This window comes from Vibrio azureus (assembly GCF_002849855.1).
Classification (GTDB): domain Bacteria; phylum Pseudomonadota; class Gammaproteobacteria; order Enterobacterales; family Vibrionaceae; genus Vibrio; species Vibrio azureus.
The window spans coordinates 1,211,187-1,228,571 of record NZ_CP018616.1 but is presented as its reverse complement, the minus strand read 5'-3'; the positions used below and the strand labels follow the sequence as shown (position 1 = coordinate 1,228,571).

General features: G+C 41.1%; 14 protein-coding genes. 4 read left to right on the top strand and 10 right to left on the bottom strand.

Translation table 11 applies throughout. The features are described 5' to 3' along the window. Positions 1-427 precede the first annotated feature (427 nt). From BS333_RS05650 to BS333_RS05635, 4 genes are all read left to right on the top strand, one after another. Positions 428-1,168: an AraC family transcriptional regulator gene (locus BS333_RS05650; protein WP_021710834.1), complete on the top strand. Its 741-nt coding sequence runs from the start codon at positions 428-430 to the stop codon at positions 1,166-1,168. A 103-nt stretch (positions 1,169-1,271) separates the two neighbouring features. Continuing rightward, positions 1,272-2,477, top strand: coding sequence for an MFS transporter (locus tag BS333_RS05645; RefSeq protein ID WP_335673713.1), 1,206 nt, complete (start codon positions 1,272-1,274; stop codon positions 2,475-2,477). 268 nt (positions 2,478-2,745) lie between these two features. Continuing rightward, entirely contained in the window at positions 2,746-3,495 is a 750-nt protein-coding gene (locus BS333_RS05640) for a MipA/OmpV family protein (RefSeq protein WP_021710836.1), read from the top strand. Between the two features lie 563 nt (positions 3,496-4,058). Next, on the top strand, positions 4,059-4,469 hold the full coding sequence (locus BS333_RS05635; protein WP_021710837.1) for a hypothetical protein: 411 nt from the start codon (positions 4,059-4,061) through the stop codon (positions 4,467-4,469). Positions 4,470-4,573: 104 nt separating this feature from the next. Here the strand turns inward: BS333_RS05635 and BS333_RS05630 are convergent, their stop codons facing one another. The 10 genes from BS333_RS05630 to BS333_RS22230 form a co-directional block, all read right to left on the bottom strand. Continuing rightward, positions 4,574-4,930 carry a hypothetical protein gene (locus BS333_RS05630; RefSeq protein WP_021710838.1) on the bottom strand — a complete coding sequence of 119 codons (357 nt, stop codon included), beginning with the start codon at positions 4,928-4,930 and terminating at the stop codon, positions 4,574-4,576. Between the two features lie 188 nt (positions 4,931-5,118). Beyond that, positions 5,119-5,598, bottom strand: a complete 480-nt coding sequence (locus tag BS333_RS05625; protein WP_033004209.1) for a hypothetical protein — start codon at positions 5,596-5,598, stop codon at positions 5,119-5,121. Between the two features lie 309 nt (positions 5,599-5,907). Beyond that, entirely contained in the window at positions 5,908-6,237 is a 330-nt protein-coding gene (locus BS333_RS05620; protein WP_021710839.1) for a hypothetical protein, read from the bottom strand. 787 nt (positions 6,238-7,024) lie between these two features. Continuing rightward, positions 7,025-7,357, bottom strand: coding sequence for a hypothetical protein (locus tag BS333_RS05610; RefSeq protein ID WP_021710841.1), 333 nt, complete (start codon positions 7,355-7,357; stop codon positions 7,025-7,027). Next, a complete protein-coding gene (locus tag BS333_RS05605) occupies positions 7,354-15,081 on the bottom strand; it encodes a polymorphic toxin-type HINT domain-containing protein (protein ID WP_161622354.1) in 7,728 nt (2,575 codons plus the stop codon). Before BS333_RS05605 ends, BS333_RS05610 begins: the two co-directional genes overlap by 4 nt. Beyond that, positions 15,071-15,472 carry a hypothetical protein gene (locus BS333_RS05600; protein ID WP_021710843.1) on the bottom strand — a complete coding sequence of 134 codons (402 nt, stop codon included), beginning with the start codon at positions 15,470-15,472 and terminating at the stop codon, positions 15,071-15,073. Before BS333_RS05600 ends, BS333_RS05605 begins: the two co-directional genes overlap by 11 nt. A gap of 17 nt (positions 15,473-15,489) precedes the next feature. Next, on the bottom strand, positions 15,490-15,825 hold the full coding sequence (locus BS333_RS05595) for a hypothetical protein (RefSeq protein ID WP_021710844.1): 336 nt from the start codon (positions 15,823-15,825) through the stop codon (positions 15,490-15,492). A gap of 57 nt (positions 15,826-15,882) precedes the next feature. Then, entirely contained in the window at positions 15,883-16,203 is a 321-nt protein-coding gene (locus BS333_RS05590) for a hypothetical protein (RefSeq protein WP_021710845.1), read from the bottom strand. Positions 16,204-16,289: 86 nt separating this feature from the next. Continuing rightward, positions 16,290-16,598, bottom strand: coding sequence for a hypothetical protein (locus BS333_RS05585; RefSeq protein ID WP_021710846.1), 309 nt, complete (start codon positions 16,596-16,598; stop codon positions 16,290-16,292). 636 nt (positions 16,599-17,234) lie between these two features. After that, a complete protein-coding gene (locus tag BS333_RS22230) occupies positions 17,235-17,381 on the bottom strand; it encodes a hypothetical protein (protein ID WP_218927353.1) in 147 nt (48 codons plus the stop codon). Positions 17,382-17,385: the final 4 nt, after the last annotated feature.

Below are 17,385 nucleotides of genomic sequence, written 5' to 3'. Positions count from 1 at the left end.
CATTAGCTTGTGTGTGAGCTTCTTCGCGTGTTTTCGCTTCTTCGCTTAGAGTTACTGGCGTATTGATGGTTTAATCCGCAAACATATTGAGTTTAAAAAACATGTTATGATTATACCCAAGTAACCTCAAGATGCTGCGTTCAGCGAGATGACCTGAACTCTCAGGCGCGGCAACGATTTGAAGATATAGTGGCTCTACATTGAGAATTGTTAACAAAGTCTGAGAGTTAAGGCCGCTCGCCCTTTGGGAGCGTGTCACTGAGCCGACTTCTTGCGTCAGACAACCGTTCTTCTTACAAAAATAAGAAAGAGCCTGCTATTCCGCTTCGTTGTCTTCCTTGAATTCGACTCAGTGAGCTCGCTCTGAATCAAGCATCTTGAAGTCACTTGGGTATAAAAATATCATTAAAATAAAGATGACTAACGAATGACTATAGAGAATGATGACCATCGGGTCATAACAACCGTTTATGAAAGCCACTTTTCTTGCGACTTTCATCAGCATGATTTTGCGCACTTTATCTACGTCCATCAAGGGTGCCATATTCTCTATACCGATGAGCAAAGCATCCTAACCACACCCGGTAATCTTATTTATGTCCCTTCCCAAACACCTCATAGAGCAGAGGTGTTAACTCATTCACGACTTAGCCTTTTATGCACAACAGCCCAGCCTCCGTCAGAAAGTGATAAAATTAATTTATTTACCGTTTCCCCTATCGTCGCTCAGCTCTTTCAACTTTGGGAATATGATCAACCCAAAGAGTGTTTAGAGAAGCATTATATTCAAGTTCTGGTCGATCAAACACTTCAATGCACACCATCTTCGGCTGCCCTTGTGGCACAAGGTAGTCTTGACAGAAGATTACTTAGCGTTATTGACACCCTCTCGAATCAACCTAACATCAAAATATCAATATCAGACCTCGCGGCAACTACAGGTGCTTCAGTACGAACATTAAATCGACTTTTTCTCACCTATTTCGATGCTTCTTTTAAAGATATTCGCAACAAAGTGGTAATGGATAGAGCGGAACAGCTAATGAACCAAGGGATGACGGCGACCGACATCGCCTACGAGTTACAATATTCAAGTTTGTCGGCTTTTTCGAGCGCATTTAAAGAACATAAGAAAAAAACCAATCTGAACCCAGTGTTGCAACGATAAGTTGTACGTTGGATTAATTTGGCGCGTTTTGTAAATACCTTGTCGCTAAGTCAGAAGCTGGAAAAATCTAAACTGGTTAAAATTCTCCTGTTTCCTAAATCTTGTGGTGTCATTTATGTCAAAAATCCAAATTATTCTAATTAGCTTTATCATGGCGCTCAGCTATTTTTTTGCATCAAGTATGTATGCGCCCAGCTTGCCAGACATTGAAAGTAGCTTACAAACGACTGACTCTCTTGCTCAGCAGTCATTAAGCTTTTTCTTTATTGCCCTTGCATTCAGTCAATTAAGCTGTGGTCCTTTATCTGAACGCTATGGCCGTAAGCCCGTTGCACTTGTCTCTGCTATCATCTTTTTAGCTGGTTCTATCGTTTGTTTATCATCGGTCAATATACACACTTTGTTATTAGGTCGTGTTATTCAAGGACTAGGAGTGGGTGGACTGTATCTTCTTTGCCGAACGGTGCTACAAGATTCCTTTAATAAAAGTGAGTTGATGGGCATACTCGCTTGGTATGGCGTTCTTTTTATGGGATTGCCTGGTTTGACACCTGTTTTAGGCGGTTATATTGCAGGCCATTATGGGTGGCAAGGTAACTTTGTTTTCATGGCTATTTTAGCGTCACTGATATTGCTGGTGGTGACCTTTAAACAAAAAGAAACCATTGCGAAGAAGAACCCACATGCTATAAAACCCAAACAAATGCTCAAAGACTACACATTGATCATTTCTCATCCGATATTTTTGAGTTATTTAGCCATGATGATCAGTGGGACGAGTTGTATCCTTCTTTTCCAAGTGACAGGTTCATTTGTTGCCCAGAATCAATATGGTTTATCTATTGAGCAATTCAGTCATGGTATGCTCGCACTCATGGCCGCAAGTGTTTCATCTCGCCTCTTCTGGAATTCATTTCTCAAAACCAGGAGCAGTGAGACCATGACGTTAGTACTAGGAGTGTTAATCCAGATTGCTGGTGGGCTTTTAGCTCTCTACAGTATTGCAATACAAAGCTACTCCATTTTAGTGACCGCCTTTGCGCTTTTTGCATTTGGCTCAACTTTCCTCACTACGGTGGCTAGCGTTTCTGCACTTTACTTATTTCCTAATCACCGTGGTCAAGTCGGTGCCATATATGGCGCACTACAAATGCTGGGTGCATTTGGCTTTACTTTAGGTTTATCAGCTTTACCGACCGATCAAAACACCATGGTTATCGCTAGTTGGCTTTTAATCGCGTTAAGTGCTGCCGCTTTATTGAAGATCACTTTAACATCAAAGCAGAACAAAGAAGAGGCGACGTCTTAAACCAAGCGTCTTTAGCTTATGATCTTTATGAGCGTGAACCTACCCCAATATGTACTCACGCTCATAAAACCTTATCACCCCAATTAATAATGTGATAAAAATCACAAAAAAAACCGTTAACGTTCAAATTACAAGCAGTTGAACTTAAAGATATTTTCAAATCTACCACCAAAAAACTGTTAACAAATTTAAATAATTTTAAATAAAATATGTTGAATTGGCCTATTTTATGTATAGAATCGCGACTGTTTATAAATCGGAGCCCAATATGCATAAATCATTATTGCTTGTATCGACATTGCTCGTCAGCGCTTACTCAAATGCAAATAGCACCCTTTCTCTAGGGGTTGGTGCTGTTTACTCTCCTTCTCCATATATTGGTATGGATACTCAAGTTACACCGCTCCCATCGATCATGTACCGTGACGAACACTTTAGTATTGAAGGAACAACGGCAAGCTATAGCTTTAATGGTCAGGGTGCCCCGGTTGAATTTTTTGCTAAAGTTGGCTTCGACCCTCGAATTATGCGTCCATCTGACTCCAGTGACGTAGATATTAAGAAGCTAGACAAGCGCAAAACGTCGTTCCTCGGTGGCGCTGGCGTGAAATTTCACTTCCGTGGAACGCCTGCTTATGTGGAAAGTACCATCGCAACGGATATCAGCGGTGTCCACAATGGCCATTACGGTGAAATAAAAGCCGCCCTACCACTCAGAATGGGGGTATTCGGCATCACACCTTCGATTGGTTATCAGATCAACAGTGCGGGCTTGAATGATCACCTTTATGGCGTTTCTCGTGAAGAAGCAAGTCGCACTCGATTCAATGAGTACTCAATGGATTACGAAGGTGACTACTTTGTTGGATTAGGCGGTTATATGTACCTTACAAAGAACATCACCTTAATGGGTAGCCTGCGTTATCTAAGCCTAGAAGATGATTTGAAGAACAGCCCTATTTTATCTGATACAGACAGTGTTACTGGGTACTTATCAGTCAACTACACGTTCTTTTAAAGACAAGTCATCATTCGTTCCATATTCAAGTGGCGACAGCATTTAACTGTCGCCACTTTTGTTTGCAACGATCTGGAAAATTGTTTGCAACGAACGGGAAAAATGACGCATTCGACATTATAAGTCTCACAGACAAAGCTGCCCCTTCAGCAGGAAGCGCTAAAATGTTCTTGTAAAACTAAGGGAGAGATTCCAACACAAAAGCTAGAAGAAGTGATAGAACATCAATCTATAATTTTTTAACCCTAATAAAGTCTAACATTAGCATTAAATACACATATACCCAAGTGACTTCAAGATGCTTGATTTAGAGCGAGGTCACTGAATCGAATTCAAGGAAGACAACGAAGCGGAATAGTATTCTATTTCCAAATTGCCTGACGCAAAACTTTAATTTAAAACTATCAAATTACAAACAATATGATACTTTTTAAATTTAAAGTAAATAAAATTTCAATATTTAATTATTATTAATAAAAGATGAAAAGACAACATTATATACATCTCAAATTTTATTTGATAAATTACCCAAGATAAAAATCGAATAAAATAATTGAGAGACAATGAAGAACTTTAAAAATTTAGCGCTGCCAATAATCACTGCACTTGTATTAACCGCCTGTCAGTCCACCTCAGATTCTAACATTCAACCAACAGCAAGCGCTGAGGTCATCCAAAAAGTCAAAAACGAAATTAATGGCCAAAATTATTTCAAATTGAACGAATATAATCATAAACTGGAAGTCACTGATCAGGGCTTTATTAACTTCTACTCTTACTTACCGAGAAACGGGGGTTATGTTTGGGTTCCTGTTGTGATTCAGGATACTAGCTTCGAAGTAGCATGTGACTATTTTCGTGAATATGTGGACCAAGGTATGGTAGTACAAGCACAGTTTGTCGGACGTGGTGGCAGCATCAAAGTATATGATAAACAACGCTGTGAAGAAATTGGTCAAGGGACTTGGAATTAAGTTCTCAATGCTGAACCACTCTATCTAAGAGCCGTTGCCGTGCCAGAGAGCCAAGGTCATCTTGCTGAACACGGCACCTTAAGGTTACCTAGCTATCGTAATTACTACGACATGTCCGTAGAACAGTGATATGTGTAACTGGATGCGTCAGCAGGAACAGGGGGTGGTACTGGCGTAGCATCAAGCCTTATCACTGCCAGTTCTTCAGTATCAAAATAGTTTGGAGCATGGTAAACACGATAATTAAAACTATATGCTCCGTGGCTTAACTCCACATATTCTGTTAACCCAATCCATGCATCGGGCGATTGTGCCTTTAGCTGATGGAGCTCCTCAGAGCAGTACTTGGAGAAATGATAGGTAGACTGCTTTGGATCTTCTAAAATCGCGATATAAGAAGCAAAGCTCGTTGTTGATGCAACGAGCAATAATGATGCTAACGAAATAGATTTAACCTTCATAAGAACTCAACCTTCTTAGTTTCTATTCACTGTTAGAGCCACTCTCTAACAGCATATTTTTCTCAGATCATAGAAAGTCATGTAATCACTGTATACCGCTGTTTTGAAATTGATAAAACCAATCACTAAATACCTGATTGGTTTCACCATTTAACATTCTATTATTGATTGAGTAATAAAATAGATGCTTATTTCAAGTAGTGATGCTCATCAGCAATACTTTTGTGTTGCTTATCTGCCCTTCTGCAATACGGGCATTTATGCTTTTTACAGCGACATTGATACCGCTTCGAAGGTAATGTTCTTATTCTCATCGGATTTGCTTGATAAGCCGCAATGATCAGTTGAGAGTAACAAAGGGGAAGTTTATTGAGGGTGTTCGCATTGTGATCGATAGCATTGGATTTTCGGCTTTTTACCCTTTTTTTCACCTTTGACGCTTTAACACTCTTCCTCTTGTGGCTTACTAATCGGTGTTCTTTCCATATTAGAATGCTTTCGTTCTCTGTATCTTCTCTCTTTCTTGTTTTAAAGAACGCAATGGTCTTTTTACGAACTTTATTAGAAGCATTTCTCACAACAAGACGATCAGCACTTTTGATGGGCAGGATATGATAATCGTCTATTACTTGCTCTTTCGCAGGCATTAACAAAGGAAGCTTGGCCATTCTCTCTCCTAAAAGTCGCTTGAGAGCATTAAATTATCCCGCTTTTGTAGCCTGAGCTTGATGCCATCGGTAATCTTAGAAGGGTGAAAGGAATTCATCATAATCTATCCTACTCGGTAGTTTCATAAAGGCGACATTATGAAGAACGGCAGGCTAATGTCATGTTACCAATTGAGGTTAGTTATGATAACACCAATATTCATAACAAATAGACCATCTCCAACACTTACCTCTAATCATTTCATCAAGATTATTCATGAATATTTTTGATAAAAAAAGCGGCCAAATGACCGCTCCAAACTTAAATAATTAATAGAATGTCTGTCTAAGTTTATCCAATATCCAGCCACATATGGCTAAATACAGTATAAGAATCAAAAACCATATCATTAATGATGAAAATAAATATATAGCACCATCTAAATAATCTGGCAATGTCTCTGGATGGGAATGTATATCAAAACCCCAAGATTCAAAAAACTGATCAACAGGACTCATTACAACCTCTGGCATGCCGATTACAAAGCCACAGGGCAACCCAATAAAAATGGCATTAAATACCTCTCTCCTTTTACTCCCTTTAGAGAGCTTTTTGCCCATAATGTTTGCATATTTTAATATTGATTTAATCAGTTTCATTACCACACGCTTCTGGGCTTTACGTATATTTTCCCCGAGCTAGATGAACCTTTTATATCTAAGGAACATAAAATAGGCTTAATTAACAGGATCAAATTGATTGACGGTACAAAACGCGAATCCATTTTGCCTGGCTGTAGTGTATACCGTGCCTGCCTTATTACCAGATGCCCAAGCCGCCAGAACTACAGAGGTCAGCGCAGTATGCTCCTGCTTTATTAATAACCAGCCATATCTACTATCAGCACAGTTATCCGGTACCCCACTATCTAGCATTATCATAATTCCATTAGTTGTCACTGTTAAATTTTAATTTTTCCGTGCTGATAATCCTTTTCTGCATATGAAAAAGAAGAGGTGAAGGTAAGTAGCAAAAGCCAAAGAATCTTTTTCATAAGAAAACCCAAATTTATAATTAAAGTCTGTTATTTTGCTAGAAATAAAGTATATATTCAAGAAAGCACACAAATAACATTAAATTATTTCATCTCTTTAAATTTAATAATTCTACTGCATTGTTAATATTTATTTTTAAATTTTTAATCTTATCTTTAATATTCCCCTAAAAAGCATTGAATAAAATCAGTCTTTATAAATTTCAAATCTGTTACAAAACAGGGTGCAGGAGAGATCCGCCTTCCTCAATGAACTCTTAAATATCTTTGGAATTTACGCATGAAAAGAGGCACCCAAATGGGTACCTCAGAAACGCCTTCAATTTTTGCAACAAGCCCTTTGGAACACTAAACAAACTTTAGCTCGTATACATTGAATCACTAAATTAGACTTAAAGGAACATATCAATATCACTAATAGTGTCGCATACCTTGCCCTCTAAATTTGGCTTTACTGCGGCCAAATCAGTTAGACTTTTAACTACGATTTTTTTGTCCAGCTGACCTGAAACCCTAGCAAGGTGACCTATTCCTGTGATTGCGGCAGATGCAACCCATAAATCATCATCATATATATATTTCAGATATACATTTTGAACCCATTTCCAATCTTCTAGATCACATAAAGCAAGAAGCAAAAGACAAAGCTCTTCTCCTTTAGCTAAATTTAATCTAATTTCAGCAGCTTCTTTTGTAACAGGTGTCACTCTCTGGTATTCGCTCATTTTATCTTGCCTTTTTTGTTAACCAGTCCGGCCTTACGCAATGTAGCTTGCATAGTCTGATCTAATTCCTTCCACGTCCTTGAATGACCGTGGAATTTCCCTGGCGTATGCTCATCGAAAACTGAAAATTCTCCAGTTTGCTTATCAACAGATACCCTTCGTGTCGTCTTTCCTGGGAGTTCTATCGAATTATCGAGAGCTTGTTGCGGGTTTGTAGGCTCAGGGTTTGCTTTGCCTTTCTTAATTTTTCCATGCTTAGGAATCGACTCAAATTCAGGAGAGGAACAATCATTATGAACCCAAGCACCATTCTCACCCACAAAGTAGCTATGGTAGTCGCCTACCTCAAAATTGTAGGTTGTGTGCAGCTCTTCATCATAAGCTATCGAGTGTACCGCTAATTCAGCACCGTCTACCGTCGATATACGTTGCCCTACTTCAAGTACGCCAGCCTCAACCCATCCTTGGCCTTCAACCCAAAATGGATGTTCAGCAGTCACCCCTAATTGTTCTTTTTCTCCATCACCGTTAAGTAAAGTGAGATTAAAAATTCGCTTATTTTCATTACGGAACAAGGTGACTACGGGTTTCCAATCCGTATCTCCCGTCAATTCATCTTTTGAAGCAACGAGATCGCCGACTTGAATGTCTTCGATGGGTTTCAATCCACCTTGGACATGAATCATCGTACCGCGAATAAAGCATTGTTTGCCAAATTTCTTAGAAACTTTCTTATAGAAATTAACTGGTGCTTTGAACTTCTTAGCAACGACACCAAATAATGCCCCGCCGACTGCCATTCCTGCTTGTTTAAATTCACCTGCAGCCAGTGCCTCGCCAGTTTCAACTACCCCATTAGCTATGTCAACAACTGTAGAAATAGGTGACAGGTCATAGGCTAAACCTGCAATGGCACTAATCCAGCCACCGCTCTCTACTTCCTCTTCAGCTTGAGATTTTTGTTCTCCTTCACTGGATAAATTTGACGTTTGCTCACTCTCGTTATTTTTAGTCGAGTCGCCGCTTCCTTTACCATCACTGGAACGGCCATTCGAGTCACCAGTAGAATCGTTGCTTGAAGTATCACTACCAACATCACAACTGCTGCTCGCATTACTCCCGTCAGCATCTGAGCAGAAATACCCTTTTGGATCAGTATACTTCAATGGGTTATTCATTACATAGGAATAACGGTTGAAACTATTAACCACATAGGGTGCTTGCACCAATGGGTCCGCACTGACAAAACGGCCGAGTTCTTGGTCATATACCCGACCATTCATGTGGATCAAGCCAACTTCGGTTATTTCCTCATGTCCAGTGTAACCTCGGTTTGTGATCGCCGCTTGGATAACGCTGGCTGCGCTGCTGTCTTGCCACAGAACATGACGCTGCTTGCCCCACGTATCATAACTGCGTTTTTCCACCACAAGGCCGTAGCCATCGGTCACCATGTCTACCGATTCAAGGGCATCGTAATGCAGGTAACGAATCTGCTTGTTCTTCAGCTTGTTATTGCTGTCTGTGGTTTGCGTATTAAGCGCAATCAACTTACCGTCAGCGAAAACAAAATGTTGGTGTTGTATTTCACCGGTTTTCAGGTTTTTCACTCGCTCATACGTCTTACCGAAGTAGAACGTCACGGTGCCATCCGACGAACGCTTTAAGTAACGTTCATGATTGGCATCATACGAGAACTCAACCGTCTTACCCTTACGAATAATTTTGGTCGGTTTATTGTACGGAGACCAACGTAAAATACGTTCATCAGTTTTACTGCCTTTCGCTTTGGCACTGAGCATATTACCCGCCGCATCATACTGATACGACAAGCCGTTTGCCTGTGTCACCGCATGCGGTCCAGCGCCTATGCCTGAGTATTGGTAATCCCCAATATCCGACTTATAAACAATGTTCCCCAACTTATCGTAGCGATAGCTGCGCTTCCCTGTTAGATCCGGGTTGTTTAAACCATGCTGCGTTTTATCAGCCAATGCGATCGTATTGCTGTCAACACGGTCAAGTGCATCGTAAGTCCAGCGATCCGTGATACCCAGTTGCTCATCATAACGCTCGGTCACATTATCGTGATTGTCGTACTTATAACGTAACTGACGGATATGTGGTGCACGTGATGGTTTACTCACGCCATCGGAGCTGAACACCTTATTCGCTTCATAAGTGGCAATCACGTTCACTCGGCCAGTATTGACGTCGTGCTCGTAAGTGTTCATCAAACCATTACCCAGCATTTCACTTAAGGTATGGTCAAATGCATCCGTCGACTGGCGCTGCCAATAGTAAACATAAGCATCGCTATTATTGGCCGCCGCCAACTCTGCGTTGGTCAAAATCGTGTCCAGCATATCGGCTTGGCTAACACCACCGCTACTTTGACACCGACCTCTTAAGCTGGCATTAACGCGATCGCCTCCCAACGTATTGGCAAAATCGCAATATACTCCACTGAGTTTGGCAACTTTATCGACGAGCCCCAATAAGTCACTCGCTAACGTTCGATATTCCTTATATTGACGATGGGCAATATTGGCCGCTTGCTCTAAGTCTTCAGCAGCAAACAGTAACTCTCCACGTAAGCTGTCATCCGCTTTGGCTGCGTAAATATCCCCTTGGCGCATCATATCAAGCGTGCCGTTACCGTCGTAGTCACCCGACATCAGCATGTCTTGCATCTGTGTCAGAGTCAGACCATCGAGGGCATTGTCCGGCACTGGGTTAGCGGTCATTTCATGCGTTGCTAATCCATCTTTACTTCCACTAGAGGTACGTTCGGTATCGATACGGAAGATATCGCCCTCTAACGTGACATCCAATGGGATGGTAACGTCATCATGCAAAATTACCCATGTTGCAGGACGAAGATAACAAGTACCTTGTTGATCGCACCACTGTTTATAACGATGATGGTCTTTTAGCTGATTGGCTGCCGCTTCATCTAGGTTAAATACATCGACCTGTTTATTACGGTATTCATGATATTTCTCTCTGAAGAAACCTTCTTGTTTTGCATAACGGCTCGCCCGTTGCAAATAGAGGTTCGCCTGATTGATTGATTGCTGAAGTAACTGACGGATGTCTTCGCGGAATTTCGCGCTGGCGAAGATGTCATCTGCGAAGGTTTTCGGGCTTCTAACGGCTGAAACATAACCGTATTGGTTATACACATACTCCACCGCAAGGCGTTGATTATCAGGTTTACCCAGCTCCGATGTTTTCGTTTTGCCATCAGGTCTCACTTCCCGAGCGATACGTTCAAACGCGTCATAAGTGTACTGTGTTGAGAAGATTTCTTTACCAACGGTGACCGCTTTTTCTTGCAGTAAACCGGCCTGGTCATAGAAATAATCACTGCGTTGGCCTTTACCGCTCATCCACGACAGCGTACCTAAAGCACCACGCTCGTCATAACGCCACTGCGAGGTTTCGTTCCCTTCCTTTTGAGACACCTTACGACCTAAGGTATCGTACTCGACTTGAGTCACGACCCCATTGGCATCACGCTTGTACACTAGCTCACCGAGTGCATTGTAGCGATAATACCAATGCCCGATATCCGGATCATCCAATTGGGTGCGGTAACCAAGGTTATCGTATTGGATCTGAGTAATATTACCGGCGGAATCTTGCGTACGTTTTAGCTTACCGTCTGGGTAATATTGATAGGTTTGATAAGCCCCTAATGGCTCGTCTTTACGGATCACATGCCCCATCACATTGTGTGTGGTGCTGCGTTTAAAGCCGCGTGCATCCGTACCCTCAATACGGAACCCTTTATATTGTGTGGTAAAAATGGCTAATGTGCCGCGATTCGCAGGCTCAATACGACGAATTTCACGATCAAACTTATCGTATTCAAACGTCACACGAGGCGCTTTCCCTTTTTGGTCAAGGAACTGAGCCGTCGTAACAAAGGTTTTATGGCCTTGCCTATCCCAGCCAGTATCAACAACCACCCAACGACCATCAAAAGCTCGGTGCAGTCGGCGCACTTCTCGGTCTGCATAATCATACTGCATTACCTGAGTCACACCATTGCTCTGTGTGGTCGTGACACAAGACGCCGTAGTGGATAAACGGTGTTCACATTGCGCACCCAACTGATACGTTTGCTCGATGCGATTGTTTTTCCCAGGTAACGTTCGGCGTACTTCTCGACCAAACGCATCGTATTCGTAACGCGTAGTTCGGCCTTTAAGCGCACTGGTTTCGCTCACTAAACGACCTTGCCCATCATAAACCGTCCTGATCGTATGACCTTTGGCATTGGTGGTTGTTTTGAGTTTTAATCCGTTCGCTTCGAAGCCATAACGCGTGGTACGAGTAGGTAAGTCGCTGCCAGATTGGCTCTCACTCACCACATTACCCCAGGTATCATATTGGTAGGCAAACGCTAATCGGCCTCCTCCTCCCATGCCCGTTTCGTATTCAGAGCCTGACGTTATCGCCTGACTCAGCAGCCCTTGACTGTTATAGCTGTAGTCATTTTGTGTGGTTTTACTTAACCCTGATTGATGGTCAGTGATGGTTTTCACGCTGCGTGAGCGAGCGCCAACCTTCCAGTACTCTTGACCGGTTTGGGTGACCGATTGAGCCACGCTGTTGGTCGTCGTACTCAGCTCCAATTGACTGTCTCCAATCACATTGCCTAGCTGATATTGCCCACATGGCGTTAAGGTTTGACGGTCAAATTCTGCCTGACTGATTTGACTCAGCGCACCTGTTTGTTGAGTGATGCCATTGTAAGGGTCACGCGAGGTGCCAGTCACGTGATAACGGAAACGCTCTTGGTGTTGCGTCACCAAAATGGGTGTATCCACATCGCCATGAATAAGAACAAATCGATCTTCAGGCTTAAAGTAGATGTCTTTACTTGTCGTTGAACAATACGCCGTCAGCCCATCTTGATAACGAGCAAACTTCGCTGCCATGTACGACACCGTATTTGAAGTAATGGTGTTGTAGGTATACGACGTTGTACTGTAGCCTTGAGACAGGTATTGATTGTCCACTCGAGTCGTAAAACGGTCTTTGCGGTTTAATGCATTGCTGACTGTGGTTTCTTCGCGAGTGATCGCACCGAAGGCATTGATGGAGCTGGATACCTGGGTGGTTTTCTGTAACGCGCCGGACTCAAACTGCTGTTTAATGACCTTACTAGGATAGACTTGGTAAGCGCCATTTCCCTTATCTACGGTTTGATACTCGTAGCTTGTTGAGGTGATTTTATCTGAGGCTTGATAAATAAACCGCCTTTTACCAACATGCTTGTAGACCTCAACTTTTTTCAGTTCTCCTGCTTTTTTCAAATCTAACTGGTTGTAATGACTGACTGTTGTCGTCATTTCATAAGAATTAAGCCAAATACTGGTTAAGTTAAATGCTATGGATTCAACTTCCGTGATGGTTTCAAAACCTAAAAAACCGCCGCCTAAAGCGTGATACTTAGCCCCTTCATAGTTATATGAATAACGGGTTGGCAAAACTGATAATGAATAATATTGGCCCATTGGGTAACCCGCCCCTAATGGGATCTTAATGACCTCCCTGACTAAATAACGTACAGGGGTCGTATTTAAGAAAGGGTAATCAAAATAGCGCTTTTGAGTATGTACCGTTTTATTTGTTGCAGAGCTATAGTTTATCTCAAAGGACTTTAAAGCTTCTTTAATGGCTTTTATTCGGTTAGAGGCTTTGCCTTCTGATTGGTATTTATACGAAGTTTGCTTATACGCTTGGTATTTACTCGAAGATTCGCCAACACTACCAACAAAATCATCAACCCCATCTCCATTAAGATCATCAACCAGATAGACGTCTTTGATATCAGCAACCGTACGTGGCTTTTGGAAGTTAATTTTACCCGCTTCGTTAGCCCAGCAAGTATTTATCAAACATAACTCAGGATACCCATTAGCATTAAAATCGATAATGTTAATTGGATGAGGGGACGATAAGTTAAATATTTTACTTTGTGAACTGGCTGACTTAATGTAGTTTTTACCATCAAATAGATAAACTGAAACCCCTCTTCGCTCTAAATCAATAACAGAAAAGTCTAAGTAACCATCGTTATTAATATCACGAAAATTCACATGAGAAAGACTAAAATATTCTTTTGTACGTCCCTGACCACCATAGCTTCTGGTTTGGACTGGCAAAGAATAAACCGCATGATTACGTTGAGATAGTCGAAAGATCAATCTTTTATGATCCGTATCAACATAAACCCAATCATCACGACCATCATTATCTATATCAATAACCTTAACTGATCTCGGTTTCTTCTTATAAGTAGGCTTATTTTGCAGTGTTTGTTTACCATCACCATTAAGATCCGCAGCAAATTTTAAATTGCTGCCATATTGCTTCATGGAACCATCAAGTTCTGGGGTATAATTGCTCACATCCTTTACATCAGCAAATCGCCAATAATCATACGTTTCATGAGGACCACACACGCCATTTGGACTAAGCACTGATAAAGAGTATAAAGCTGGCGAATCAATGCTTCCAATTAAGGCAAAGCTGCCTAGATCACCTGGTCCTGTATATGTTCCATCTAATCTGCGAATTTTTCCTGGTGTTTTTCGATATCTACCTCTTTGAGCCCAGATATTTGGATTGAATTTAGGCCTACGAGAACTACACGTTTCAAAATGAGACTCGAGAATTTCTACTCCATATAACTCTTTATTGCCGTCTCTATCGACATCAAAATAGTTGGCTCGGGCAAAATCCAGAGAAGATTTCTTTCTCATTGAGTTTTGAGCGAGTTCGTCTACCCATTCAAAATCAATAGGCGTACTACAGGCGCCTTGTACAGAGCAATATTGCACCTTGTTTACCAGACTGCGCTCAGTTTCGTTAGAGTAGCGATAATTAATACCATAGGTGCCGATTTGTTTAGCATCAGCATCAAATGTGACCACTTGTTTGAGGCGCTCGGTGCGATTTAACACGCTGCCAAATAAATATTGTGAGCTCTTGTCCTTGCGGTCTTCGTATCGGAACTCGACTTTTCCGCCCACGTAACTGATATTACGCAGTTGATGGATGCCCGCCGCATTATCTTCGCGATATTGGTATTGAATATGATTATGTTTACTGGCGTCAGTTTTCTTATTGATCGCCCACTTGTAAACATGTGATTGATTAGGTAGTTCAACCCGAGAATCGGCACTAACCCCGTACTCTAAAACCGAGCCATCCGTGCGCCAAATTTTAAAGTAAGCCGGACCAGAGCCACCGCTATCCCCGAATGAAACGATTTTATCGTAACCATTCTTCTTAACACGATATTCCGTTAGGTCTTTTCCATCCGCGCCGTTAACGGCGATCAGACGTTCGCCATCCAGACAATAACGATCCTCTTGGTTAAAGCCTACCCCACCTTTTAAGCCGTCGATGTTTAAGTTTTTACCACAACGGTAGATGGTTGATTGTCCGCCCAATTGCCAGCCGATGCCCATAAGGCCATTGGGTAAATTACTTTGGTAACGCAAATTCAGCACTGGCTGATGACCCGCTCGACCTGGTGCAATACTGATAGGAACAGAGTAAGTCGCATTTCCGCCACTGGTTTTGTATTCCCCTGATAGCTCTAGGGTCGGGGTGGAAGAGGCAGAAATCGCCTGCCCCGGCAAGAATGAGGCAACCAAAAGCGCCCATATCGTGGTTTTATTTATTAAATGGTTATTGCTCACCATTTGGTCCTTTTTGTGTATCGAGACGTTGTTGAAGTTGTTTAAATTGTTCTAATTGCAGCTCTAATTCAGCCAACTCATCAGGAATGGGATAATCTTCAGGAATATTTTCATCAGAAAATGCCTCAAGATCTCCGCGGATAAGCTCTAATTCAGGCTCGGCAACTTGCACCATACCTGCTGCCATCGTTTGTTGAAGTTGGATCACCGGAGAAGGAAAGGCCACGTCATCACTGAGGGTCAATTCTTCACTACTCTGCTCTACCGGTTTATTTTGAGATTGGGCGTTTATTTCCGCTCTTTCTTGATCTGGCTGCATAAGAAAATAACCAGCAGTAACGCTGCCTATTGCAATACCAACAAAGACAGAACGCCGTATGTATTGATTCATATATATGACCTGTTCGGTTATTTTTGAGCTAGATAAGATGCATAAGCTACGGGCACGGTTTTAGCCCAAGGGCTTGGACCGCACTCTTGTTTAATCCAAAAGCCAATCGGTGTTTTTGTTGTATAAGCAGCTAAGGCCATGCTGTACATTTCTTTAAAACCTGGAAAATCTTTGTCAAGTTTTACTATATTACCGATATCGCAACCTTTAACATTTACAAAGCCTTTACTAACAATATAAATATGCCCAAGCTCAACTTGGATCTTCTCTATATTCTGCAAAGATGTATGTGCAAATGAGTTTGATGAAATAAGAAATGTAAAAAATGCAAAAAATAATGAAAACTTTTTCAATGTTATTACCTTAAAATTATTTTTTAGATGATGGGTATAGTAAACCGAAGGTGTTTTTTATAGAGCAATATACCCAATATGGCAGTGGTTTTTACCACTCTTAGTCTCCCGATTACTGTAAATCGTAACGGGCTTGTCTGCGAGCCTTGCAGCAAGTAGTACACTTACATACGTTTCGTAATTCGAGTCAGACTCATTTAAATAGGCCCAAGTATGTTCATTTCCACAAAGAGGCTTATTTCCTTTCAATATCACTCTGAAGCCGTAGTTTTCGCCATTGTTTACATGGATATTAGATATATTTCCTCTTACATCACCATGCCAAGCATTAGCAGCGTAGGAACAAAGAAGGACACAAGTAAGAAGTAAGTAACGCATATTTATTTCCTTATGGATTATTTTTAGTCACTCTGTAGTATTAAGAAATTGTATAAATGGAAATATTTTGAATATGTTCCAAATCTCTAATCAAGGAATACACCGACTATTTTTCCTTGCGTTTGCGCATTACAACCATCGAACCTTATCGACACCGTTTTTCTGGCTAATTGGGCAGACAAAAATAATGAAAAAATAGCATCATATTTCGGGTGAGTTGGGCTAAGGTAATAACGATAGTTAGAGCAGCCGCTTGCTTGGAGATCCACAAAGGTGTCCCCGCTCAAGTTATAGACATGAAGATTTTTAGGCACAACTTTGGAAACATATTGCATTTCAGAAGCCGCATAAAAAGAGCAAAGTAGTAAGCTTAAAGAAAGCAGTATTTTTTTCATTTCATCAATTCCCTTTAATCACTCAAGACCACTTCTAAGCATTACATAATGCGGTTTCTCAGAGGCACCATAAGTCTTGATATCACTACACTTTTCTAGGTTGTAATATTGCATTAATAGTGGTTTTTGGGTGGTTACGGCCGCTATAACAAGGCTCGCCCAAGATTTGCACGTCTCTGGGCTTATATTGTTATGTGGTCGATTCATATTGCAAAGACCTACCGAATTTTTCCATGTTGTATTGATTATCAATGTACCAGAGTGCTCAACCCAACTATCTTTGACCTTCCCTTCACAATGAATCGATTCAGCCGAAAATACGCTGTTTGTGACAAGAGGAAGTGTAAGCAAGATTAAAGTTTTAATGTTTTTTATTTTGACTCTCATTCCATTTTCCTAATTTATTTATAAACGCAAAAAAAATAAGCCTGTTATTTTATTAGAACTGGAAATGTATTTAAACCAATCTGATAAGTATTAAAAATAAATTTTAATTTAAAACTTCCAAAAATTAGAAACAATTCAATCTAAAATAAAAATATCTGTCACAAAGAAAGTTTAAAATTACTATTTATTCAATTTAATTTATATTGAGTCACTTCTGTACTTTTTTGGCATATAAGCAAATTCTAACCTTCATGTATTTCTAATATATCCGAGAACATTCCAACTCTCTTCTCTCACCTCCTCCCCCAACAAAGCAAACGTTTGCTTTTTCTCTGGAGAGTTCTGACATAACTGTGTATGATGCCCACATTCAACATATTCAGTGATTGTTGTCATTGGG

Coding starts and splice junctions, on each gene's coding strand:
- BS333_RS05650 (WP_021710834.1), top strand. CDS start 428: ATGACTATAGAGAATGATGACCATCGGGTCATAACAACCGTTTATGAA.
- BS333_RS05640 (WP_021710836.1), top strand. CDS start 2,746: ATGCATAAATCATTATTGCTTGTATCGACATTGCTCGTCAGCGCTTAC.
- BS333_RS05635 (WP_021710837.1), top strand. CDS start 4,059: ATGAAGAACTTTAAAAATTTAGCGCTGCCAATAATCACTGCACTTGTA.
- BS333_RS05630 (WP_021710838.1), bottom strand. CDS start 4,930: ATGAAGGTTAAATCTATTTCGTTAGCATCATTATTGCTCGTTGCATCA.
- BS333_RS05625 (WP_033004209.1), bottom strand. CDS start 5,598: ATGGCCAAGCTTCCTTTGTTAATGCCTGCGAAAGAGCAAGTAATAGAC.
- BS333_RS05620 (WP_021710839.1), bottom strand. CDS start 6,237: ATGAAACTGATTAAATCAATATTAAAATATGCAAACATTATGGGCAAA.
- BS333_RS05610 (WP_021710841.1), bottom strand. CDS start 7,357: ATGAGCGAATACCAGAGAGTGACACCTGTTACAAAAGAAGCTGCTGAA.
- BS333_RS05600 (WP_021710843.1), bottom strand. CDS start 15,472: ATGAATCAATACATACGGCGTTCTGTCTTTGTTGGTATTGCAATAGGC.
- BS333_RS05590 (WP_021710845.1), bottom strand. CDS start 16,203: ATGCGTTACTTACTTCTTACTTGTGTCCTTCTTTGTTCCTACGCTGCT.
- BS333_RS05585 (WP_021710846.1), bottom strand. CDS start 16,598: ATGAAAAAAATACTGCTTTCTTTAAGCTTACTACTTTGCTCTTTTTAT.
- BS333_RS22230 (WP_218927353.1), bottom strand. CDS start 17,381: ATGACAACAATCACTGAATATGTTGAATGTGGGCATCATACACAGTTA.